Annotated in this window: 5 protein-coding genes and 1 pseudogene; 2 read left to right on the top strand and 4 right to left on the bottom strand. The window is 67.8% G+C overall.

The features are described from left to right. Positions 1-52: 52 nt before the first annotated feature. From ACGFQC_RS21385 to ACGFQC_RS21375, 3 genes are all read right to left on the bottom strand, one after another. Positions 53-11,710, bottom strand: coding sequence for an amino acid adenylation domain-containing protein (locus tag ACGFQC_RS21385; protein ID WP_393288497.1), 11,658 nt, complete (start codon positions 11,708-11,710; stop codon positions 53-55). Further along, positions 11,707-21,117, bottom strand: coding sequence for an amino acid adenylation domain-containing protein (locus ACGFQC_RS21380; protein ID WP_393288509.1), 9,411 nt, complete (start codon positions 21,115-21,117; stop codon positions 11,707-11,709). The genes ACGFQC_RS21385 and ACGFQC_RS21380 overlap by 4 nt, the downstream gene beginning before the upstream one ends. Positions 21,118-21,784: 667 nt before the next feature. After that, a complete protein-coding gene (locus tag ACGFQC_RS21375; RefSeq protein ID WP_363090332.1) occupies positions 21,785-23,074 on the bottom strand; it encodes an MFS transporter in 1,290 nt (429 codons plus the stop codon). A 285-nt stretch (positions 23,075-23,359) separates the two neighbouring features. On the opposite strand from ACGFQC_RS21375, the gene ACGFQC_RS21370 reads away from it, so the two are divergent. After that, entirely contained in the window at positions 23,360-23,689 is a 330-nt protein-coding gene (locus ACGFQC_RS21370; RefSeq protein ID WP_363090344.1) for a hypothetical protein, read from the top strand. Here ACGFQC_RS21370 and ACGFQC_RS21365 read toward each other — a convergent pair. Further along, a pseudogene (locus tag ACGFQC_RS21365) lies at positions 23,646-23,756 on the bottom strand (IS5/IS1182 family transposase); the annotation flags it as partial. The gene ACGFQC_RS21370 and the pseudogene ACGFQC_RS21365 sit on opposite strands and share 44 nt — an antisense overlap. Before the next feature lie 1,059 nt (positions 23,757-24,815). Between ACGFQC_RS21365 and ACGFQC_RS21360 the strand changes: the two are divergent. Beyond that, complete coding sequence (locus ACGFQC_RS21360; protein WP_363090197.1) at positions 24,816-26,201, top strand: MFS transporter; 1,386 nt, start codon at positions 24,816-24,818, stop codon at positions 26,199-26,201. Positions 26,202-26,234: the final 33 nt, after the last annotated feature.

Here is a 26,234-nt window from a genome sequence, read left to right as displayed (position 1 = left end):
AAAACACCGGCCGGCAGGGGGGCCGACGAACGGCGCCGGCCCCCCTGGGGCGCTAGAGGTGCGCGATCACCTTGGCGATCTCCTGTGCCATGCCTTCCACATGCGGCGAGCGCAGGAAGGTGAGGTGATCACCAGGCGTGAGCCGGGCATCGAGCCGGCCGGTGAACGGTGCCCAACTGTCCGCGACCGGAAGCCTCCAGGGCGACCCCTCCGCCTGGTAGAGGAGTACGGGGCAGGAGATCTTCGGCGGCCGGTAGCCGAACAGCGCCCGCGTGTGAGCCTCCATCGTCCGCAAGTGGGCGACCAGTTCGGAGCGACGGAGCGCGAGCATGTCGGCGGGCAGGTTCAGTTCGGTCATCAGTGCGCTGATCGTCGCGGGGTCCGCCTCCGGCTGGTCCAACCGGGCAAGCAGCTGGGTGACCGCGGTGTGGTCCTTCTCGACCAGTTCCATCGTGCCGCCGACCGGAAGACAGGAGTCCAGCGCGATGATGAGCTGGACCTGCTCGCCGGCCTCCTCGATCAACCTCGTGACCTCGACGGCCAGCGCGCCGCCGAAGGAGTAGCCGGCCAGCAGGTACGGCCCGGTCGGCTGGAGGGCACGGATCGACTCCCAGTACCGACGGGCCATTGCCGCAACGTCGTCCTCCGGCTCGGCACCGAACGCGACGCTGCGGGACTCGATACCGACCACGCGCACCACGGGGGCCAACGCCTCGGCCAGGTGCATATAGCCGCTCACGTTGCCGCCGCCCTCGTGGAAGGCGAAGAGCGTCCGCTCGGCCGTGCTGCGGCCCAGGACCACGGTGGAGACCCGGGTGTCCTGCTCCCGGGAAGCCGACCCGTGTACCACGAACGGCTGTCCATCGTCCTGCTGCCGCCCGGCAGGGGTGACCGGGGCGCCCCGCTCGGTCAGCCGCGCCGCCAGTTCGGCGATCGTCTGGCTCTGGAAGAGCAGCCGCGGAGTGAGCCTGACGCCGCGGCGCCGCGCTCGGGCGATGACCTGCATGCTGAGGAAGGAATCGCCGCCCAGCTCGTAGAAGTTGTCCGACGTGCCGATCCGGTCGGTCTTGAGTACCTCGCACCAGATCTCTGCAAGGAACTCCTCGGTCGGGTTCGCCGGGCCCACGTACGGGGTGCCCACGGTTCGCTGGGCCGCCTCGGGCGCCGGGAGCGCCTTTCGGTCGACACCCTTGCCATTGGTGGTCACGGGGAGTTCGTCCAGGAAGACGAAGACGCTCGGGACCATGAACTCGGGCAGAGTGCGGGCGCACCACTCCCGCAGTTCGGCAGTGTCCGGGGCGTGGCCGGGGACCGCCAAGCAGTAGGCCACCAGTCGGCGCACGCCCGGTTCGTCCTCGCGGAGCAGCACGACACCCGCCCTGATCCGCGGATGCGAGGTGAGCGTCGACTCGATCTCGCCCAGCTCGATGCGGAAGCCGCGCAGCTTGACCTGGTCGTCCATGCGTCCGAGGAACTCGATCTGCCCGTCGGGCAGCCACCGCACCAGGTCGCCCGTGCGGTACATCCGTCGTGTGCCACCGGCGGAGCGCGGGTCGCGCACGAATCGTTCGGCCGTGAGATCGGGCCTGTTCACGTAGCCACGGGCCACGCCCTTGCCGCCGATCCACAACTCGCCGGGGACACCGATCGGCACCGCACGGCCGGCTGCGTCGACCACCAGGACATCGGTGTTCGCCACCGGTGCTCCGATCGGCACGATCGGCGAGGGCCCGGTGAGCAGGCAGGTGGTCATGTTGACGGTGGTCTCGGTCGGTCCGTAGATATTGAACAAAGGCACCGAGGTCTTGGCGAACCACCTCTCCACCGAGGCCGCCAGCACTCGCTCGCCACCCATGCTCATCAGTCGTAGGTGGTCACCCAGTTCGCCGGAGTCGGTGAGTTGCGACGTCAGCTCGTTCCACACGAAGGGCGGCAGCTGGCAGACGGTGATCTTCTTGGCCCCGATAATCTCCAGCACCTTGGCGGGCGTCCAGTCGTCGCCCCGGGGAACGAGTCGCGCGCCGGCGATCAGGGTCGGGAAGATCTCGCCCACTGATCCGTCGAAGGTCACCGAGGAGAACTGCAGATAGGCGTCCTCGGGGGTGAGACCGTACTGCCGGCGCATCTCCTGGACCCGGTCGCTCATCGACCGGTGTTCGATCATGACGCCCTTCGGCCGGCCGGTGGAGCCGGAAGTGTAGATCACGTAGGCGAGGTTCTCCGGCCTCGCCATCGGCTCCGGGTCTGTCACCGGTTCGGCGGCCAGCTCAGCGCGGTCGGGTTCGTGGTCGAGGCAGACCAGCCGCACGGCCTCCGCCGGCAACTTGTCGATCAGGTGCTGGTGCGTGACCACGATCGGCAGCCTGGTGTCCTCGACCATGAAGGCGATCCGGTCGGCCGGGTACTGGGTGTCCAGGGGGACGTAGGCGCCACCGGACTTCATGATGCCGAGCAGGGCGACGAGCATGTCGAGACCGCGCTCCAGGCAGAGGCCGATCATGACCTCCGGCCCCGCGCCCAGCGCCCGGAGCCGGTGCGCCAGTTGGTTGGCCCGCTCGTTGAGCTGCTGGTAGGTGAGGATGTCGTCGTCGAATTCGACGGCGACCGCATCGGGCCGCAGTCCGGCTTGACGCTCGATCAGCTCATGTACGGGTACATGGTCCTCGTACGGCAGATCCGGGCCGCTCCAGGTGGCCAGTTGGGAGCGGTCCTCCTCGGTGAGCAGGTCCAGCGAGCCGACCGCGTCCTGTGGTCCGGCACTGATGATCCCGTCCAGCAGGTGCGGCAGCTGGACGGCCATCCGCCGGGCCGTGGCGTCGTCGATCAGACTCCGGTCGTGCACCAGGTGCAGATGGAGCAGGTCGTCCGAGTACGCGGCGCCGAGCACGAGAGGGTAGCCGGTGCGCTCGACGTAGCCGAGCCGGCGGCGGGCGAGCCCGTCCGGCAGATCGGCGCCGCTCAGGAGCTTCGGGTAGTTCTCGAAGATGAGTATGGAACGGAACAGTTTCTCGTTCGCCGGTACGCCGCTCCACCTCTGGATGTCCGTGAGCGAGCTGTACTCGTACTGGCGCAGCTCCACGTGTTCGTCCTGCAGGGTCCGCAGCCACCCGAGGACGGGCGCGTCTGCGGGTACGGCGGTCCGGACCGGGAGGGTGTTGATGAACAGGCCGACCATCGACTCCACTCCGGGCAGGTCGGCGGGCCGACCGGAGACCGTGGAGCCGTACAGGACGTCCTCGCTCCCGCTGTACCTGGAGAGCAGCAAAGCCCACAAGCCCTGCAGGACGGTGTTCACCGTGAGCCGGTTGGCCTTCGCGAACTCGCCCAGCCGGCCGGAGAGTTCACTGTCCACGGTGAACTCCGTATCCCCGAACCCGGTCAAACCGGTCTCCCGGTCGATCCCGAGCGCGGTGGGCGTCGTGAAGCCGTTCAAGCGGTGTCGCCAGAACTCCTCCGCCTCGGCCTGCGAACGCTCTGCGAGCCAGTCGAGGTAGCGGGAGTACGGTACGGCCGGGGAGGATCCGCCAGGCGTACCCTTACCGGCCCACCGGTATCGGGCGTAGAACTCCTGTTGCACCAGCTGGGCACTCCACCCGTCCAGCAGCAAGTGGTGGAACGACCAGAGCACCACGGTGCGGCCCTCCGCCACCCGGGCGAGGGTGAAACGCATCAGCGGAGGTTGCGCCAAGTCGAAGCCACTGCGCCGGTCCTCGTCCAGCAGCCGCTCCAGTCGTTGCCGCTGTGTCTCCGCATCGGCGTCCCGCCAGTCGACCTCGGTGAACCGGAGCGCGGCCTTCGGCCGGACCAGTTGCCGTCCGTTGCCCTCGTCGTCGAGGAGGAAGGCGCTGCGCAGAATCGTGTGCCGGTCCACCACCTCCTGCCAGCCACGGCGGAAGCGGTCGTGGTCGAGCGGGCCGGTGAACTCGTCGACCATCTGCACCACGTACGGGCGCACCTCGTCGCTCTCGACGGTCTCGGACAGCGAGTGGTAGAGCATCCCCGCTTGCATAGGGGTCACCGGATGAACCTCGTCCGCCTGGACCGCGGCCGCCGGTTCGGCCTCCTGCTGCGCCCGGATCAGGGCGCGCAGCACGGCGGCCGTACCCTCCACCAGTTCGCGCGCCGTCCGCTCGTCGTGCACATTCCTGCTGTACAGGACGCTGAGCGACATCCGGGTGCCGTGCACACCGACGAGGACGTCGAGGAGGTGGGCGCGGTGTCCGTCGGGATCGGCGGAGGCCCCCCTGGGCTCGCTCTCGACCGCCGCCCGGCCCAGACCGGTGATCTCGCGGTCGAACTGGCCGAGGTAGTTGAAGCTGATCTCGGGCCATGTCTGCCCGGCCAGCTCCCGGCGGATCGCGTCCGGGCCCAGGTAGCGCAGGATTCCGTACCCCACTCCACGGTGGGGAACTGCCGCCAGCTGTTCCTGGACGCTCGCCAGCGTAGTCGCCGGTCCGCCGGGGGCAGGGCTCAGCTCGACTGGGAAGATGCTGGTGAACCAGCCGACGGTGCGAGAGAGGTCGACGTCGTCGAACAGTTCCTCACGGCCGTGGCCCTCAAGGGCGATCGCGACGCTCTGCTCGCCCGTCCAGGCGCAGACCGCCTGCGCGACGGCGGTCAGCAGGACGTCGTTGATCCGGCTGCCGAAGGTGCGCGGCACATCGCGCAGCAGGGCGGCCGTTTCGGCCTCGTCCAGGGAGACGGTGGCCGTGGCGTACGAGGCGTTCGTGTTCTCGCCCTCCCGGTCCCTCGGAAGCAGTGTGGTGCTGCGGGGGCGTGTCCAGTGGCCGGCTTCGGTGAGGGCCCGGTCCGCCCTCGCGTACTGCTGGAGCCGGGTCGCCCATGCCTGGTAGGAGGTCGTCTTCAGGGGAAGGATCACTCGCTCCCCCAGGGAGAGGGAGCGGTAGGTCTCGGCGAGGTCCTCCAGGAGGATGCGCCACGAGACGCCGTCGACAGCGAGGTGGTGGATCACCAGAAGGAGCCGCTGTCCGCGGTTCTCGCCGAGGTCGAACAGTACGGCGCGCAACAGCGGGCCGGCAGTCAGGTCGACGGCTCGCTGCGCCTCGTCCGCCGCGGCGCGGAGTTCCTCCCACTGTTCCGCCTCCCTCAGCGGGGAGAGGTCGCGGTGCAGGCTGAGCCTCGCGGTCTCCTCGGCCGCATGGGTCTGGCTCCATGCCTCGGGACCGCCTTCCAACCGCAGCCGCAGTGCGTCGTGGTGTTCCACGAGCCGCGAGAGCGCAGCCTCCAGGATCTCGGGGTCGAGCGCGTCGGTCTCCAGCAGCCGCGACTGGTTGAAATGGGCGTGGTTCGGCAGGTCCAGCTCGAGGAACCAGCGCTGGATCGGGGTCAGGGCCACCTCGCCCTGGACGGGTCCTTGCTCCGCCCAGACCACGGTGTTCTCTTCGGCATGCCGGGCCACCTCGGCGATGGTCTGGTGTCGGAAGAGCATGCGGGGAGTGAGGTGCAGGCCATGTCGCTTGGCGCGGGAGACGACCTGGATGCTGAGGATGGAGTCCCCGCCGAGCTCGAAGAAGTTGTCGTGGACGCCGACCCGCTCCACCCGCAGGACCGCGGCCCACACACCTGCGATCGCCTCTTCCACCGCAGTGCGCGGAGCGACGAACTCCGTTCCCGTGTGGGGGCGTTCCCCGCCGGGAACGGGCAGCTCCCTGCGGTCGACCTTGCCGTTGCCGGTCAGCGGTATTGTCTCCAGCACCACGAACGCGGCCGGCACCATGTACTGCGGCAGCGCGCGGGCGCACCATTCCCGCAGCTGGGCCACCGTCGGGTCCGCGCCCTCGGCCGGCGCCAGGTACCCCACCAGGCGTTGCTGTCCCGGCACGTCCTCGCGCACCACCACCGCCGCCGAGACGACCTCGGGATGCCGCACCAGCACCGACTCCACCTCACTCAGTTCGATCCGGTGCCCGCGGATCTTGACCTGGTCGTCCAGCCGGCCCAGATATTCCAGCTCGCCGCCACCCACGCGCCGCACCAGGTCACCCGACCGGTACCAGCGTTTGGTGTGGCCGCCGACCTCTCGCTCGACGAACCGCTGTGCTGTCAGCTCCGGCCGGTTGAGGTAGCCGCGCGCGACACCCGCACCCGAGACCCACAGCTCACCGGCGATGCCGACCGGCACTGGCCGCCCGGCCCCGTCCACGACGGCCACACCGGTGTCCGCCAGCGGCCGTCCGATGGGTGAAACAGTCCCTCGCGCCATGTCTGCGGGCGTGATCTCGCGCGACGTCACATGCACGGTGGTTTCGGTGATCCCGTACATGTTCACCAGTCGCGGGCCTGCTTCGCCAACCGCGTCCCACCAGGATGCCAACCGTGCCGGGACCAGTGCCTCGCCACCGAAGACCACCAGGCGAAGGGCCAGCTTCCGGGCCCGGTCACAGTCGATCTCCTGCTGCAGCAGTGCGAACGCCGACGGGGTCTGGTTCAGGACCGTCACCCGCTGCTCGATCAGCAGGTCGGCGAAGGCGTCCGCGTGGCGAACGGTGTCCCGATCGACCACGACCAAGCGTCCGCCGTAGGTCAACGCGCCCCATATCTCCCAGACGGAGAAGTCGAACGCGAATGAGTGGAACAGCGTCCACACGTCATCGGGACCGAAGCCGAAGTCCCCGTCCGTGCCGCGCAGCCGGTTGACGACACTGCGGTGCTCGACCAGCACGCCCTTGGGCACACCCGTCGAACCCGACGTGTAAATCACATACGCCACGTCGTCCGGAGCCGCCGCCTGGGCCGCCAGGTCTTGCGTCGACTCGCTCGTCGACTGCGCATCGACGCAGACCACTTCCGCACCGGCATCGGGCAGTCGGTCACGCAGAGCCTCCTGGGTGACCACCACTGCGGCCGATGTGTCGCGCAGCATGAACGCCAGTCGCTCGGCCGGATGGTCCGGATCCAGTGGCACATAGGCACCGCCGGCCTTCAACACCCCCAGCAGTCCGGCCACCAGGTCCAGACCACGCTCCAGACACACCCCGACCAGCGAGCCAGGACCCACCCCGAGGCCGCGCAGCCGACGCGCCAGCCCGTTCGCCCGTGCGTTCAGCTCTCCGTAGGTCAGTGACTGATCGCCGACGACCACCGCCACCGCATCCGGACGCTCCCGCACCCGCTCCTCGAACAGGCCGTGCAGGGTCGCCGCGTCGGCAACCCCCACCGCAGCGGCCTCCCACTCCGCGGTCAACTGGGCCAGTTCGGCGCCCGACAGCATCTCCAACTCGCCCACACGAGCAACCGGGTCAGCCACCAACGCCGACAACAGCACCACGAAATGCCCCGCCACCCCCTCCACCGCAGACCGCTCGAACACACCACGGTCATAAGCGAGGTTCAGCTTGATGCGGTCGCTGTCGTAGACGATCGCGGTCAACGGATATCCGGTCCGCTCGACGTCGAGGCAGGACTTGCGTACCAGCCCGTCGGGGAGCTCGTCGGCACCAAGGCCAGGGAAGTTCTGGAAGACCAGCAGCGACTTGAAGAGCTGTTCCCCCTTCGGGACGGCGCTCCAGCCCTGCGCGTCCACCAGTGAGGTGTACTCGTACTGCCGCAGCTCCACATGCTCGCGCTGAAGCTCCCGCAGCCACTCCACCACCGGCCGCTCGGCCGCCACACGGGCCCGCACCGGCAGCGTGTTGATGAACTGACCGATCATGGATTCGGCATCGGCCAGGCCCTCATGGCGGCCGGAGACGACAGAGCCGTAGACGACGTCGTCGCTGCCGCTGTACCGGGACAGCAGCAGGGCCCAGGCCCCCTGGACGATGGTGTTCACCGTCAGCCGGTGCGCCCGGGCGAACTCGCCTATTCTGGTGGTCATCTGGCTGTCGAGGCGCACCGCCACGTCGTCAAATCCGCTCTCGCCGGTGGCTCCGCCGATGCCGAGCTCCGTCGGTTCGGCGAAGTCACCGAGATGGCCGTGCCAGAACTCCTCCGCCCGCTCGCGCGACTGCTCCGCCAGCCACTCGATGTGGCGGGCGTACGGGACCGGCTCAGGCAGTTGTACGGGAGAGCCCTGCAGGTGGCTGCGGTAGTGGGCGAAGACTTCCTTCATGACGAGCTGGCCGCTCCACCCGTCCAGGATGATGTGGTGGAAGGTCCACAGCACCATGGCCCGCTCGTCCTCGAACCGCACCACCGTCAACCGCATCAGCGGCGCCGAACCCAGATCGAAGCCCCGGACCCGGTCCTCCTCCAGCAACTCCGCCAGCCGGCTCTCCTGCTCACCGCTCACCCACGAGCGCCAGTCCAGCACCTCGAACGGCAACTCCACCCGCCGCTGCACCACCTGCACCGGCTCGTCCAAGCCCTCCCACACGAACGCACTGCGCAACGCCGAATGCCGATCCACCACCGCCTGCCAAGCCCCCCGCAACCGCTCCACATCAAGCGGACCCGAGAACTCGTCGAGGAACTGAACGGTGTACGGGTTCACCTCGGATGAGTCGTAGAGAGTGTGGAAGAGCATCCCGGACTGGAGGGGAGCGAGCCCGTACCGGGTGGGTGCGGGACGCGTCGGCTGCTGGGCCGCCGCGGCCCCGTCCCGAGTGATCGCGGCCCGTTCCTGCTCGGCGATGCCGGCGATGGTTTGGTGTCGGAAGAGCATGCGGGGGGTCAGGTGCAGGTCGTGTCGCTTGGCGCGGGAGACGACCTGGATGCTGAGGATGGAATCGCCACCGAGCTCGAAGAAGTTGTCGTGGATACCGACCCGTTCCACCCCCAGCACCTCCGCCCACACCGTGGCGATGGCCTCCTCGACGGGGGTGCGGGGGGCTTCGAAGGCGATGCCGGTGCGCGGGCGCTGGTCGCCGGGTGCGGGCAGCGCCCTGCGGTCGACCTTGCCGTTGCCGGTCAGCGGGATGGACTCCAGCACCACCCACGCGGCCGGGACCATGTACTGCGGCAGCGTGCGTGCGCACCACTCCCGCAGCTGGACCACCGTTGGATCCACACCCTGCCCGGGCACCACATATCCGACCAGACGCCTCTGCCCGGGTATGTCCTCACGCACCAGCACCGCCGCCGAGGTCAGCTGCGGATGACGGGCCAGCGCGGACTCCACCTCACCCAGCTCGATCCGGTGCCCACGGATCTTCACCTGATCGTCCAGTCGGCCCAGGTACTCCAGCTCCCCGCCGCCCAGCCGCCGCACCAGGTCACCGGACCGGTACCAGCGCGTGCGGCGCCCGCCGACCTCCCGTTCGACGAACCGCTGCGCCGTCAGCTCCGGCCGGTTGAGATACCCACGAGCGACACCCGCCCCGGACACCCACAGCTCGCCCGCGACACCGACCGGCAGCGGCCGCCCGGCCGCGTCCACCACCGCCGCGCCCGTGTCCGCCAACGGCCGCCCGATCGGAGACACCGCCCCCCGCGACGTGTCCGCCGGTGTGATCTCCCGCGAGGTGACATGCACCGTCGTCTCGGTGATGCCATACATGTTCACCAGCCGAGGGCCGCCCTCACCCACCGCCCTCCACCACGACGCCAGCCGCGACGGCACCAACGCCTCACCACCGAAGACCACCAGCCGCAACGCCAGCTCCCCGGCCCGGCCGCGATCGATCTCCTGCTGCAACAGCCCGAACGCCGACGGCGTCTGGTTCAGCACCGTCACCCGCTGCTCGATCAGCAACTCGGCAAACGCACCCGCGTGACGAACCGTGTCCCCGTCGACCACGACCAGACGCCCGCCGTACGTCAGCGCTCCCCAGATCTCCCACACCGAGAAATCGAACGCGAACGAATGGAACAGCGTCCACACGTCATCACCCGAGAAACCGAAATCCGGGTCGGTGCCCAGCAGACGGTTCACCACACTGCGATGCTCGACCAACACTCCCTTCGGGGTGCCGGTCGAACCAGAGGTGTAGATCACGTACGCCACATCATTCGGCGTTGCCCCAGCCGGCAAGTCGTCGGTGTGCTCGTCCGCCGGCAACGTGTCCACACAGACCACGTCCGCACTGACATCCGGCAGCCGACCACGCAGTTCCTCCTGCGTCACCACCACACCCGCCGCCGTGTCCCGCAGCATGAACTCCAGCCGCTCCACCGGATACTCCGGATCCAACGGCACATACGCACCACCGGCCTTCAACACCGCCAGCAGCCCCACCACCAGATCCAGACCACGCTCCAGACACACCCCCACCAGCGAGCCCGGACCCACACCAAGCCCCCGAAGCCGATACGCCAGCCCGTTCGCCCGCGCGTTCAACTCCCCGTACGTCAGCGAACGATCACCAAAGACCACCGCCACCGCACCCGGACACTCCCGCACCCGCTCCTCGAACAGACCATGCAACGTCGCACCGTCCGCGACCCCCACCGCGGCGGCCTCCCACTCCGCCGCCAACTCCGCCAGCTCGGCGCCCGACAGCATCTCCAGCTCGCCCACACAAGCCGCCGGATCAGCCACCAACGCCGACAACAGCACCCCGAAATGCCCCGCCAGCCGCTCCATCACGGACCGCTCGAACACACCACGGTCATAGGTGATCTCGGCGAGCAGCCGCTCCTTCGTGTGGCTGACGGCGACGGTGAGGGGGTAGCCGGTACGGGCGACACCGGTCTGATGCCGTACGTCGAGCCCATCGGGCAGATCTTCGTCGCCGGTCAAGTGGGGGTAGTTCTCGAAGACAAGAATGGAATCGAACAGTCGCTCGCCCTTCGGGACGGCGCTCCAGCCCTGCGCGTCCACCAGTGAGGTGTACTCGTACTCCCGCAGCTCCACATGCTCCTGCTGAAGCTCCCGCAGCCACTCCACCACCGGCCGCTCGGCCGCCACACGGGCCCGCACCGGCAGCGTGTTGATGAACAGACCCACGATCGACTCGGCATGTGGCAGATCAGCCGGTCGACCGGAGACGGTCGAACCGTAGACGACGTCGTCACTGCCGCTGTACCGCGACAACAGCAGCGCCCAGGCACCCTGCACGACCGTGTTCACGGTCAGCCGGTGCGCACGCGCGAACTCGCCGATGCGTGCGGCGGTGTCCGAGTCCAGTTTCAGTTCGACGTCACCGAAGCCGCTCTCGCCGGTCGATGGGCCGAGGGCGATCTGCGTCGGTTCGGCGAAGTCACCGAGCCGACCGCGCCAGAACTCCTCCGCCCGTTCCCTGGACTGCTCACCCAGCCACTGGAGGTAGCGCACGTAGGGCACTGCCGTGTCCAGCCGGGATCCGGTGCCGGCCAGTCCGTCGCGATAGAGGGTGAAGACCTCCTTCTGGAGCAGTTGATTGCTCCATCCGTCAATCAGCAGGTGGTGGAAGGTCCACAGCACCATGGCCCGCTCGTCCTCGAACCGCACCACCGTCAACCGCATCAGCGGCGCCGAACCCAGATCGAAACCCCGGACCCGGTCCTCCTCCAGCAACTCCGCCAGCCGGCTCTCCTGCTCACCACTCACCCACGAGCGCCAGTCCAGCACCTCGAACGGCAACTCCACCCGCCGCTGCACCACCTGCACCGGCTCGTCCAAGCCCTCCCACACGAACGCACTGCGCAACGCCGAATGCCGATCCACCACCGCCTGCCAAGCCCCCCGCAACCGCTCCACATCAAGCGGACCCGAGAACTCGTCGACGGACTGGGCGACGTAGTGGTTCGCATCCGTCGTGTCGTACAGGACGTGGAAGAGCATCCCGGACTGAAGAGGGGCGAGCTTGTAGATGTCTTCGACGTTGCTCACTTCGAGAACCTTTCGAGGACGGAGGCCAGACCCGCTTCGTCGAGGCCGGCGAGCGGAAAGCTTGTGCTGGACGCGGGGTTGGGGGTCTCCCGGGACTTCTCCCCCAGCAGTTCCTTCAGGTACTTGTGCAGGCTCTGGACGAGGTCCTGGACCGTGTTCGTGGCATGACTGTGTTCTGCGTAGGCGAGTTCGAGTGCGAGTCCTCTGCCGTCGAACCGGGCGGTCACCTCGACGGAGTTCCCCGGAACGCGAACCGGCCTGCGGCCCTCGGGCCAGGGGAAGGGAAGGTCGCTCCTGAATGCCCTGGGAAGCTCGTGATGTTCGCGCACCACGGTCAGTGCGACGGCGGGCCGGGGGGCGCCGGAGGTGAAGACATCGGCCGGCGACGCGGCCAGTTGCTCTCGTACGCCCGTCATCGCCGAGTGCACGTCCACGGTGTCCGCGTCCGACGGCTCGATGCGGAGGCAGTGTGTCAGACAACCGACGGTGCGGGTGAGGTCCGTGCCCTCACGGGGATGTTCACGGCCGCTGACCCGAAGCTCCACCGGCACGGGCTTCCCGAGCCAGTCACGGGCCGCCCACTGCAGCGCCGTGAGCACTGCCTCGGTCAGCCGGGTGTGCCGTTCCTCGGAGGTGTCACCCGCCGGGGAGCCGAACACGGCCATGTCCTCCGGATCGATGTCCATCCGCGTCCGTAGGCGCGCGGCGGTCTCTCCCGCGGCAAGGGGCGGCTCGGCAGCCGCCTCTGTGCACCGGACCGACCAGGCGGCGAAGGAAGTGCCCCGCAATGGCAGGACGACCTCCTCGTCCGCCGCCAGGGCCTGACAGGCCAGTTCCAGGCTGTCCAGCAGAATGGGCCAGGATTCCTCATCCACCACGGCGGCATGGGCGACCAGGAGCAGATACCTGCCGAGCCCACCGCCCAGGTCGAACAGGGCGCCACGCACCAGCGGTCCGTTCCACGGCCCCTGCGCCAAGTCCTGGGCAGCCGCGTCCAGAAGTCTCCGGCTGTCTTCCGCCGTCCGGTCCGTGAGGTCCTGGTACGGCAGTTCCACGCTGTCATCGGCGCTCACGCGCAGCCGCGGGGAATCCTCCGGGACGCGGCGCAGACGCAGCGCGTCATGGTGGCGGACCACCGCCGTCAGTGCCTGCTGCAGCAGTTCCCGGTCGAAGCCCGGGCAGGCCAGCAGTCTGTCGACCGTGCGACCGTATGCGAGGAGCGTGCGCTGGTACGGGGTCGCGCGCAGGTCGTCGCACGCAGTGGTGCCGGTGGCTTCGTCGGGCACCGCGTGGGTCGCCAGCTGTTCGACAGTGGGGTGGCGGAACACCATCGGCGGCGTGAGTTCGAGGCCGTACCGTCGTGCGCGGGTGATGAACTGGATACTGAGGATGGAGTCGCCACCGAGCTCGAAGAAATTGTCATGGACGCCGACCCGGTCCACTCGAAGGGCATCCCGCCAGAGCCGGGCGATCACCTTCTCGGCCGAGGTACGCGGAGCCACATAGCTTCCCTCCAGCGCGGGACGCAGCCCGTCCGGGGCGGGCAGCGCCTTACGATCGATCTTCTTGTTCGCCGTGAGCGGCAGCTCGTCCAGCAAGACGAACGTGCTCGGCACCATGTACTCGGGCAGGCTGCGCGTACACCAAGCCCTCAGTTCGGTCGTGTCCGGCCGGTCCGTGTCATGGGCGGGGTCATGGGCGGGCACGCAGTACGCGACGAGTCGCTTGTTCCCGGGGCTGTCCTCTCGGACGACGACCACCGCGGTGTCCACGGCATCGTGGGCCATCAGGGTCGACTCGACTTCTCCGAGTTCTATCCGGTGCCCGCGGACCTTGACCTGGTGGTCCATCCGTCCGAGGTACTCGATCGCTCCGTCGGGCCGGCGTCGGACCAGGTCGCCGGTGCGGTAGACCCTGGCGTCGGCATCGCCGGAGAAGGGGTGCGGGACGAATCGTTCCGCCGTGAGCTCCGGGCGGTTCACATACCCACGGGCGACGCCCGTCCCACCGATCCACAGTTCGCCGGGCACTCCAACGGGAGCCAGCTGGTGGCCGCGATCCATCACGAACAGCTCCGTGTTCGCGATCGGGCCTCCGATGGTCACCGAGTCCGCACCGGGTTCGACGTCGGCGGCCAGAGACCAGATGGTGGTCTCGGTGGGGCCGTAGAGATTGGTGACTCGGCCGACCCGTGCCGTGAGGCGTGCGGCCAGATCCGCGGAGAGCGCCTCACCACCGGTCAGCACGTGCAGGTCGCCGCTCCGGCCTGGCATGACGTCCACCACCATCTGCCACACGGAAGGCGTGGCCTGCATGAGGGTGATCTTCCGCTGTTCCAGCAGCGTGACGAGCTCACGGGGATCCCGGACCTGCTCCCGGCCGGCCAGCACGACCGTGGCCCCGGTGACCAACGGCAGGTACAACTCCAGGTTGGAGATGTCGAACATGACCGTCGTCACCGACAGCAGCCGGTCCTCGGCCGTGACGCCCAGACGGTCCCGCATGGCGAGGAGGAGGTTTGTCAGAGCATTACGGGGTACGCCCACCCCCTTCGGGGTTCCGGTCGAACCAGAGGTGTAGATGACGTACGCCACATCGTCGGGGGTGGCTCGGGACGCCACATCAAGCCCGGGATCCTCCTCCGACCCGTCGGTCGGCAACGTGTCCACACAGACCACGTCCGCACTGACATCCGGCAGCCGACCACGCAGTTCCTCCTGCGTCACCACCACACCCGCCGCCGTGTCCCGCAGCATGAACTCCAGCCGCTCCACCGGATACTCCGGATCCAACGGCACATACGCACCACCGGCCTTCAACACCGCCAGCAGCCCCACCACCAGATCCAGACCACGCTCCAGACACACCCCCACCAGCGAGCCCGGACCCACACCAAGCCCCCGAAGCCGATACGCCAGCCCGTTCGCCCGCGCGTTCAACTCCCCGTACGTCAGCGAACGATCACCAAAGACCACCGCCACCGCACCCGGACACTCCCGCACCCGCTCCTCGAACAGGTCGGGGACGGCTCGGCCGACCGGGTAGGGGACCTTGGTGGCGTTCCACTCGGCCAGCAGCTGACCGCGCTCGGCGTCGGTGAGGATGTCCAACATGCCGATCCGCGCGTCTGGCTCGGCCACCGCGGCACCGAGCAGCACCGCGAAGTGCCCAGCCAGACGCTCGACGGTGGTGCGGTCGAAGAGGTCGGTGGAGTACTCGACGCGTGCCGCGAGGCAGTCGCCGTGCTCCTGGATGGACACGCTCATGTCCAAAGCGGCGGTCGCGGACTCCAGCGGGTGCGACTTCGCCGCCAACCCCTCGAACGGCTCCCACCGGTGGTCTTCCTGGAGGGAAAGCATGACCTGGAAGAGCGGGGTGCGGGACAGGTCTCGCTCGGGGGCGAGTTCCTCAACCAGACGTTCGAAGGGCACATCCTGGTTGCCGTATGCCTCGAGTGCACGGTCCCTTGTCCGGGCCAGCACCTCACGCACGGTCGGTTCACCGCTCAGGTCGGCACGCATCACCAGCGTGTTGACGAAGAAGCCGATCAGACCCTCGGTCTCGGCTCGGTTGCGGCCGGCGATGGGTACCCCGACGGCGACGTCCGACTGGCCGGAGTATCTGCTCAACAGCACCTGGAACAGGGCCAGCAGTACCATGAACAGCGTGCAGTCCTCGGCGCGGGCCAGATACCGCAGCCCTTGGAGGACGTCACCCGGCACCTCGAACTCCACGCTCGCGCCACGGCTTGAGCGCACCGGCGGTCGCACGCGGTCCGTGGGCAGCTCCAGCGGCTCAAGTCCTGCCAACGTCCGTCGCCAGTAGGACAGTTGGGGCTCCAGCGACGCACCCGCCGCCTGTCCCCGCTGCCACAGCGCGAAATCCCCGTACTGAACAGGCAGCGGTGCGAGGTCCGCCGGGCGCTTGTGTACTGCGGCCGCGTAGAGAAGCGGCAGTTCCCGCGCGATGACTCGCATCGACCAGCCGTCCGACACGATGTGGTGCACCACCATCAGCAGCAGGTGCTCATCCGCCGTCACCCGGACCAGTACCGCCCGCAGCAACGGCCCCGACGCCAGATCCATCGGCCGGTACGCCTCGTCCCGCACCACGGCCCACGGGTCGGGGGCCCCGTCCGGCGTCTCCAGCAGAAAACCGCTCGGTTCGTCGACCACCTGCCGTGGCTCGCCGTCGGCACCGGCCACGAAACGGGTCCGCAGCACCTCGTGCCGCGCCATCAGTTCGGCGAACGCCTTCTCCAACGCCCCGGCATCCACGTCACCCTGCAGACGGAGCACCACGGGCAGCAGGTACTCGGCGGAGTCTGTGAGCAACTGGTCGAGGAACCAGAGACGTTGCTGCCCGAAGGAGAGCGGCACCGGTGCCCCCGCCTCCCGTGGCAGCAGCGGAACCATCTCCGTCGAGAGCGCCTCGAGCCTCCCGGCGAACCCCGCCACCGTGGGATGGGCGAACAGCTCACGCACCGGTACGTCCGCCTTCAGCCTGCCGGCCAGTCCGTTGACGACGCGCATCGCCAGCAGCGAATGACCGCCCAGTTCGAAGAAGTTGTCGTGGATCCCAACCCGGCTCACGCCCAGCACGTCGGCCCACACCTCGGCCACGATCTCCTCCACCGGGGTGTGCGGCTCCGTGTACCGCGCCGCCGTCTCGGCAAGGTCCCGTTCGGGAGCTGGGAGGGCCTTGTGATCCACCTTCTTGTTGGTCGTCAACGGCAGCCGGTCCAGCAGCGTGAAGGCGCTGGGCACCATGTACTCGGGCAACCTGCGCCCGCACCACTCCCGCAGCGCCGCCGTCTCCGGTTGCCGGCCGACGAGGGGCACGCAGTATGCGGCGAGCCGCTTGCCTCCGCGTCCGTCCTCCCGATCGACGACCACACAGGACGCCATGTCCGGGTGCTCCATCAGCACCGACTCGATCTCGCCCAGCTCGATGCGGATGCCCCGCACCTTGACCTGCTTGTCGATACGACCGAGGAACTCCAGCGTGCCGTCGGGCAGCCACCGGACCAGGTCGCCGGTGCGGTACATACGCGCGCCCTCCGGGCCGTAGGGATCCGGCAGGAAGCGCTGATTCGTGAGTTCCGGACGGTTCAGGTAGCCGTGGGCGACTCCGACCCCGCTTGCGTACAGTTCGCCCGGAACGCCGGGTGGCACCAGTCGGCGGTGCCGGTCGAGGACGTAGAGGCGGGTGTTCCCGACAGGGACGCCGATCGGTGCGATGCCGGGCCAGAGCCCGACATCGGTCGGCAGCATGTGGTCGGTGACGCCGTGGGTCTCGGTCGGTCCGTAGCCGTTGTGGAGCACGCACCAGGGGTGGCGGGCGTGGAAGGCCCGGGCGGAGTCACCCAGCACATGGGTGTCTCCGCCCTGGGCGATGACACGCAGCTCCGGAAGAACCGCACGGGATGCGTCAGCCGCGCGATAGAACTCCTCCAGGACGAGATTGGGGGCGTTCAGTTCGTGGATCTCGTAGCACTCCATCCACTTCACGAGCGCGACCGGATCAATCCGGATGCTCTCCGGTGCGACGACAAGGCACTTCCCGTACAGCAGGGCGCTGAGGATCTCATAGGGTGCGATGTCGAAACTGATGGTCGCGAACTGGGCGATCCGGCCGTTCGGCTCGCCTGGGGTCGCCTTGCGCAGCCAGGAAGTCAGATTGATCAACCCGCGCCCCGGCATCACCACGCCCTTGGGACGGCCGGTGGAGCCCGAGGTGTACATCACGTAGAACGGGATGTCCTGGGTGACCGGCCCGCGCAACTGATCGGCCGTCGGGTTGTCGGCGGAGCAGGCGGCGAGTGTCGCGGCCCATTCCGGTGCGTCCAGGGCAATCGAAGGGGGCCCGTCCGGGAGGACGTACCGCACGGTGGTGTCGGTCAGGACACAGGCCGGCTCGGCGTCCTCGATCATGTACCTGATGCGCTCGGCGGGATACCCGGTGTCGATCGGCAGGTAGGCGGCACCGGTCTTGGCCGCCGCGAGCAAAGCAGCGATGAGGTCCGCGGACTTCGGCAGGGCCAGGGCCACCACGTCACCAGGCCCGACGCCCCGTTCGATCAGCAGGTGGGCAATACGGTTGACCCGCTCATTGAGCTCGCGGTAGGTCCACTCGCTGTCGTCGTGGATCAGCGCGGACGCGTTCGGCGTCTGCGCCACCTGCCGCTCAAACAGCGCGGGCACGCTTTCCGCCGGCATTTCGTGGGCCGTGTCGTTCCACTCCACGAGCAACTGGTGGCGGTCGGCCTCGCCGAGCAGTTCGAGTTCGCTCAGCCGTGCCGTGGGGGTCTCTACAGCCCGGGCCAACAGGTTTTGGAAGTGGCCGGCCATGCGCTCCGCGGTCGCGCGGTCGAAAAGGTCGGTGCTGTAGCTGAGCAGGCCCCGTAGCGTCTCTCCGGACTCCTGAAGGACGAGCGTGAGGTCGAATTGGGCCGCGTCCGTGCCGGTGTCTACGGCTTCGGCCTCCAGGCCGGGGAAGCTCCAGACCTCGGCGGCCAGGTTCTGCGGGGTGAGCATGGCTTGGAAGAGGGGGGTACGGCTCAGGTCCCGTTCCGGCGCGAGCTCCTCCACCAAGCGCTCGAAGGGCAGGTCCTGGTGGGCATAGGCCGCCTGGGCGACGTCGCGCACACGGTGCAGGAGTTCCTCGAACGTGGGATCGTCCGACATGTCTGCGCGCATGACCAGTGTATTGACGAAGAACCCGATCAGGCTCTCCGTCTCGGACCGGTACCGCCCAGCGGTCGGTATGCCGACGGCGATATCGTCCTGACCGCTGTACTTGCCGAGAAACAGTTGAAACGCCGCCAGTTGCACCATGAACGGGGTGACGCTCGTGCGGCGCGCCAGCTGGGACAGTGCGCGCGTCACGGCGTCCGGGACGGCGAACTCGACACTGGCGCCGTTTCCGGTGCGCTGGGGCGGCCTGACCCGGTCGGTGGGCAGCTCCAGAGGTTCGGTGTCAGCCAACTGCGCACGCCAGTAGTCGAGGTCGGCCTTCAGGCGCTCGCCTCCGAGCCGTTGGCGCTCCCATACAGCGAAGTCCGCGTATTGGACCGGAAGCGACGGGAGCGCCGGTTCCCCGCCGGTGAGCGCGGCGGAGTAGAGCTCACCGAGTTCCTTGGCGAGGATCTGGACCGACCAGTCGTCAGTGACGATGTGGTGCATGGCCAGCAGGAGCAGGTGAGCGTCGGCACCGGCCGACACCAGCACGGCTCTGATGAGGGGCCCGTCCACCGGACTGAGGGCCCGTGCGGATTCCTCGCGCACGACCCGGACGGCTTCGTCGTGATCGTGCGCGTCCCGGTGTTCCAGCCGGAACCCGGTCTCCGCGTCGATCAGTTGGTGTGGCTGTCCGTCACTCGCCACAGCGATCCTTGTGCGCAGGACCTCGTGCCGCTCGATCAGGCCGGCGAAGGCCGCTTCCAAGGCTTCGGCGTTCACGGGTCCGGTCAGTCTCACCACGCGGTGGGTCAGCAGCTGCCCGCTGTCCGGCATGAGCTGGTGCAGGAACCACAGCCGCTGCTGGCCGAACGACAGTGGGGCCTTCCGGTCCAAGGGGCCGCGCCGACGCGGTTCCACGGCCGCGGCGTCGTTCGCTGCCTCCAGGTGACCGGCCAGCGCGGCGACCGAGGGGTGGCTGAACAGCCCTCCGACGGACACGTCCGATCCGAGGTCACGGGCGATGCGGCTGACCACGCGCATCGCCAGGAGCGAATGCCCACCCAGGTCGAAGAAGTGGTCGTGGACGCCCACCCGGTCAACGCCGAGTACCTCGGCCCAGATGCGGGCGAGCGCGTGCTCGGCATCCGTGCGCGGTGCGACGTAGTGCTCGTCGAATTCCGCGCGCAGTCCGCTCGGTTCCGGCAGTGCCTGGCGGTCGATCTTCCCGTTGGCCGACAGTGGCAGCTGCTCCAGGAACACGAAGGCATTGGGGACCATGTACTCGGGGAGCTGCTGTTTCAGGAACCGGCGCAGGGAGGCCCGCATGGTGGCAGGAACATCCGGTACGGCCCTGCCCCGCCCGTCGTGGACCACGTAGGAGACCAGGCGCTTGTCCCCGGGCTGGTCCTGCCGCAGCACGGTGACCGCCTGGGCCACCCCCGGGCACGCCGTGACGGCGGCGTCGATCTCCCCGAGTTCGACCCGGTGTCCCCGTATTTTGAGCTGGTGGTCCGACCGCCCCAGGAACTCGATGTTTCCGTCTGGCAACCATCGCGCCAGGTCACCGGTCCGGTAGATCCGCGCGTCGGGGTCGTGCGAGAACGGGTGGGGCAGGAAGCTCCGCGCGGTGAGCTCAGGACTTCCCAGGTAACCGCGGGCGACACCGGCTCCGCCGATCCACAGCTCCCCCGCAATCCCGATGGGCTCGAGACGCCCGAACCGGTCTACGACGTAGGCCTCGGTGTTGGCCATGGGACGGCCGATCGGCAGCGTGGTGCCCGGTGTCAGCGTGGCGGGATCGACTTCGTAGAGGGTGGCTCCCACGGTCGTCTCCGTGGGCCCGTACTCGTTGAGGACCACCGCACCTGGCGCGCACTTCTCGACCGCCGCCCGCGCCAGATCCGAACCGAAGGGTTCGCCTGCGACAACGAGGGTGCCGACGTTCAACCGGACATCGCTTCCCTCCAGACGCTCCAGGAGGATCTCGAGGTGGGAGGGGGTGAGCTTAACCGTGCTGAAGGACTCGCCCCGTGCGAAGGCGGCCGCGAGCATGGCCACGCCGTCGGCACCCGCCTGCCCCATGATGACCACCGACTCGCCCTGCATCAGCGGAAGGAAGAGGGACGGAATCGGCAAGTCGAAGGCAATGGACGAGAGCAGCACCGAACCGTGTCCGCGTCCGGTCGGCGGGAAAGCGGCGTCGGCGCTGTGCATGAAGTCCGCGAAGTTGCGGTGGGTGACCTGAACGCCCTTGGGCGTTCCGGTCGACCCAGACGTGTAGATGACGTAGGCCAGGTCATCCGGAAGTGCTTCCGATATCGGCTCCTCGGCAGGCAGTTCGGCGATGGCGGGCCAGTCACTGTCCAGGCAGACGACCCGCACGCCTTCGGATGGCAGGCGGTTGCTCAGGGCTTGCTGGGTGATGACTGCGGTCGCCTGAGTGTCGTCGAGGATGAACGCCAGTCGATCCGCGGGGGTCTCCGAGTCAAGGGGCACATAGGCGCCGCCGGCCTTGAGCACAGCCAGCATTCCCACGAGAACGCATTCGTCGCGCTGGACACAGACCGCTACCAGGCTTCCGGGGCCGACGCCGAGGTCTTGCAGGTGATGGGCAAGCCGATTCGCCCGCTGGTCCAGTTCCTGGTGGGAGAGCCGAACCTCACCCGCGATGACGGCTGTCGCCTGCGGGGTGCGCGCGGCCTGCTGGGCGATCAGCCGGTGCACCATGCTGTCCGCCGGATGTGCGACCGCGGTGCTGTTCCAGTCAACGAGGAGTTGCTGCCGCTCGGTGTGGCTGAGGATCTCCAACTCGCCGATGCGGGCGGCGGGGTCCACGATGAGCGCGGCGAACAGCGTCTGGAAATGTCCAGCCAGTCGATCAATGGTCGAATGATCGAACGCTCCGATGCGCCAGTGGTATTGAAGTGCCTGGCCGTCCGGGCTCAGGGTGACGGCCAGTGGGAGTGGCTCGGCTGCGGCGCCGTCCTGGGCGATCGGCTGTGCCAACCACGCGGCCACCGACGTCTCCGCGATCGGCTCCGAACCGTGTTCATGTCCGAGACGGGACAGCAGAAGCAGCCCCGCACGCTCAACGAGTTCGGCAACACTCAGGCCATAAGCCTGCGCGAACTCCTCTGCCGCCGACCTGAGTTGGGGATCCAGCGAGCCCGTGATCGATACAGCGAAGTCGTCACTTCCCACAGCGGTCACTCGGAGAAACCTTCCTACGCATGACGGATCACCCCGCCACTGGACTCGGCCGTGTCAGGCGCGCGGTGAGCAGGTTCTGTTCAGGTGGACACACCGATTCGAGGGCCGGCGACTCAAGGAAGTCGTGAGAACCGAGTCGACGAGAAACCACACGAAGCGAATATCAGGATTCCGGGCCGACAGGTCAGGCCTCTTGGAGGGCCTCTTCCGGGCCGGCCGACTGCAGCGGGAACTTCCGCATGGCACGCAAAGGAGAGAAAACGATCGGAATGAACGCCAGGCAGCCGGCGGCAGCGCACACAAAGAGCGCTTCACGCGCCCCCAGCAAACCACTGACCAATCCACCGAGCATGGAGCCGAGCGGCATGACACTCCAGGTCAGAAACCGCATGCTGGCATTGACTCGACCAAGGAAACCATCTGGAGTCAGCGCCTGCGTGCAGCTGACTTGAGTGACGTTGTAGACCACCGTCATGAAAGCGACGACACCATTGGCAAGAGCGCCGACCCACAGTACCCAGTCCGCCCCGACCACGGGCAGCACCAAAGCGAAGGGAGATCCGAGGAGCAAGATCAGCCACATGGCGGGACCGGGGCCGAATTTCTCGGAAATGCGTTTCGAAACAAAGGAACCCAGCAATCCGCCAACTGCAGAAACACTGAGGAAGAGCCCGATCAGGGTGGGCGACAGTTCGAGGGTCCGCGCCAGGAACAGCATCGTCACCGTGTAAACCGCATACGACGTCAGGTTCAGCCAGGCGGTCGATCCAGCGATCGCCAGCAGTCGCGGGTCCCGCAAGACCAGACGCAAACCGGCACCCACCTCGGGCAGCATCCGAGAACGCGCCGTGCGCGCAGCGGGACGCTCCTCCACTCTGATACGAGTGATGCAGAGCGTGGAGACCGCCAGTCCGACACTGGTCACCAGAAACGAGACCGGGGCCGTCAGCAGCGCAACGACCTGGCCGCCCAGCGAGGGCCCACCCACGGCGAAGACCTGCTGAACTCCGGTGAGCTTCGCATTCGCTTCCAGCACCCTCCCCCGTCCCACCACGGTGGGCAGATACGACTGGTAGGCGACGTCGTAGAACACATTGCAGATACCGAAGAGAAGGACGGTGGCATATACCTGCCAAATTGTCAGGAAGCCAAACCACCAAGACAGCGGTATCGAGAGAAGAATGACCGATCTGGCCAGCTGAGAGAAAACCAGGACGGGTCTACGCCGCAAGCGATCGACCCAGACGCCGGCCGGAAGCCCCACCAGAAGAAAAGGAAGCGTCAGGAAGGTCGAGACAAGTCCGACTTCAAATTCCCCGACGTCCAACGCGAGGACGGCAACAAGCGGAATTGCGATTCTAGCCACGCTCACACTTGCGGCACTTACAGCGGTGGCCGAGAAAAGATTTCTGAATCCCCCGTCCTTCAGTAATAAATCGCCAGATTGAGAATCTTCACTTTCGCCAACCTGCATCACGCGAGAGAACCTAGCAACAGTGATCAACAGGGCGCAAGTGATCAGGGTCACGTTTGAGTGAAATTCGCACATCCTTGCACAGTGATGCCCGATTTGCGGATGACGGTGTGCCGTTTGTGCGCCCAATTAGATCCGATTGGCCACGGCTGTCGTACGGCAGTTCTTCCGCCTCGGCGCAGCCTTGTCGGACACACAGTCTTTTGTTCGGTAAATTTCTGTCAAATTACAGGAAGAGCATGTCGGATTCAGGGCGGAACCGGCGGCAGGGACGGGCGCGAGCTGGTGCTGGGAGTGATCGGTGATCTGCCCGTGGGCACGCCGGTGGCGTTCGAGGCAGCGTTCGGCTGGGCCTGGCTGATCGAACTGCTCCAGGACTACGGTTGCGAGCCGCACCCGGCCCAGCCCTTGCACTGCAGGGCGATCGCGTCGGCGAGGCTGAAGAACGACAAGGCGGACGCGGCCACCCTGGCTCACCTGCTGCGCGCCCATCTGCTGCCCCGAGGCGTGGATCGCTCCGGCAGCGATCCACGAGCAACGGGCCGTGCCGCACCAGCGGGCGCTCGCCGCACTGGTGCGGCGGGAGTTTGCACCTGCGGTCACCCTCACGGGTGACGATGAGCATCGTGACCCACTCGACGAGGGCATGCGGGAGGTCGAGTGCGGCAGGATAGGGAGCCAACGGAGCTCCTGTGCGGATGGGTTGAGACTTCGAACACCTCCAGCAACGGCACGGGAGCCTTGTGCGTTGCGGTCCTCACCTCGACCTGACCGGCGTCACCCGATCAGTGGTCCCGTTGAAAACGCTCACTGCTCCACCTCCTGACGCGGGGGCGCTGACCCGCATGCCGCTCGACTTCGATGGCACGCGCTCAGGGTTCTCGCCAGCCGCCCTTGTTCGCAGCCCAGAACAGCTAACAGGAGCAGAGGAAACCCCGTCGACCACCGCTCAACCGGGCCCGTCCCCACGCGGAGACCCCGCCGGATCAGGCCGACGGGGGTCCACATCGGTCACACCTGTCACGCGTGTCACCAACAGCGTCGACGCTCCTGAACCACAAGGCCCTGACCAGGCCAAACACTCCCGACTTGGATCACGTGGACGCCAGAAGACGGTTCCGACTACCTGTGCCATGTCGTCCCGCAGGACTCGCACGCCAACACCACAGATCACGCACCAAGATCCGGACCAGGTGCGGACCAACGCGGCTCAGCAGCAGACGATTCCACCCTTTGCCACAGGTCAGAGGCGACGGTGGGCGCGTACCACCAGCAGACGAAGAATCTGCTGGGACGAGCGCGCACCACACCCAGGCGCAGCGCTTTGCCCGTGCCCGCAGAGCCGAGCGGCAAAACCGGGTCGGCCTATCCAGTCAGGTCGCCTACCGCGCAACGGCCCTGAGCCGATCAGCCCCAAGATGTCCGAGTTCAACGGAGCGTAGTCAGTACCAAGTCAGCACGGGACAGGTGAAGACGGATGATGACGTGGGCTTTTAGTCAGCACCAAACCAGCACGGGAGTCAGCACCGCACCGTCAAATCACCCTGAACCGCGCGTCCCGGACGGCACTCGTTTCGACCACCATCGCTCCCCTGAACCGCCTTTCCGCGAGCCGGCATGGTGGTCGCACGCATAGCGAACCCTCGAACTATGTTGCCCCGCCACATGTGCGCCTGACCTGCGGATTCCTACGGTGTGGCGACACGCAAACGTCCCCGTCACACCCCAGGAAGTGGTGCCGATGTCGTCGCCCGCAGCCGCTCCACCAGCCCCCGCCAGCCTCAAGCGCATCGTCGCCGCGTCCCTCATCGGCACCACCATCGAGTGGTACGACTTCTTCCTGTACGGCTCCGCCGCCGCGCTCGTCTTCAACAAGCTGTTCTTCCCGGGCTCCGATCCCCTCGTCGGCACGCTGTTGTCCTTCCTGACGTACGCGGTGGGATTCGCGGCACGTCCGCTCGGGGCGCTGGTCTTCGGGCACTACGGGGACCGGCTCGGGCGCAAGAAGCTGCTGGTGCTCAGTCTGTTGATGATGGGCGGGGCGACCTTCGCGATCGGACTTCTGCCCACGCACGCGACCATCGGGACCGCCGCTCCGGTGCTGCTGACCGTGCTGCGTCTGGTGCAGGGCTTCGCGCTCGGCGGCGAGTGGGGCGGGGCCGTCCTGCTGGTGTCCGAACACGGGGACGCGCGCCGACGCGGGTTCTGGGCCTCCTGGCCGCAGACCGGGGCGCCGGCGGGGCAACTGCTCGCGACCGGTGTGCTCTCCTTCCTCACCGCCGTGCTGTCGGACGCCGCCTTCGGCAGCTGGGGCTGGCGGATACCGTTCCTGCTCTCCGGTCTGCTGGTGATCGTCGGTCTGTGGATTCGGCTCTCTGTCGATGAATCCCCGGTCTTCAAGGAGGCGTTGGCGCACGCGGAGGCCCGGAAGGCGACGGAGGCGGCCGGCGCCGAGAAGCTTCCGCTCGTCGCCGTGCTGCGGCACCACTGGCGTGACGTGCTCGTCGCGATGGGCGCGCGCATGGCGGAGAACATCTCCTACTACGTCATCACCGCGTTCATCCTCGTGTACGCGACGACCTCGGCCGGTGTCTCCCGGCAGACCGCTCTCAACGCCGTACTCATCGCCTCCGCCGTGCACTTCGCGGTGATCCCCGCCTGGGGTGCGCTCTCCGACCGGGTGGGCCGACGTCCCGTCTACCTGCTGGGCGCGGTCGGCATCGGGCTGTGGATGTTCCCCTTCTTCTCGCTCATCGACACGGGTGGCTTCGGCAACCTCATCCTCGCCGTGACCGTCGGACTGGTCCTGCACGGCGCGATGTACGCACCTCAGGCCGCCTTCTTCTCGGAGATGTTCGCGACCCGGATGCGCTACTCCGGTGCTTCCATCGGCGCCCAGTTCGCCTCGGTCGCGGCCGGTGCCCCGGCCCCGCTCATCGCCACCGCGCTGCTGGCCGACCACGACAGCTCCACTCCGATCGCCCTGTACGTGATCGCCGCGTCCCTGCTGACGGTCGTAGCCGTGGGCGTGGCCAAGGAGACCCGCCACCGCGACCTGGGCGCCCTGGACACCGTCCCCGAGGTGCGTGACCCGGCGGTCAGGACGGAGGACGCCCGCGTCCTCTGACCTCCGGCCCGAACACCGAACCGACCTGCGCGC

Source organism: Streptomyces sp. NPDC048734, assembly GCF_043198675.1.
Classification (GTDB): domain Bacteria; phylum Actinomycetota; class Actinomycetes; order Streptomycetales; family Streptomycetaceae; genus Streptomyces.
The sequence above is the reverse complement of the archived record's forward strand: the minus strand, read 5'-3'. Positions and strand labels throughout refer to the sequence as shown.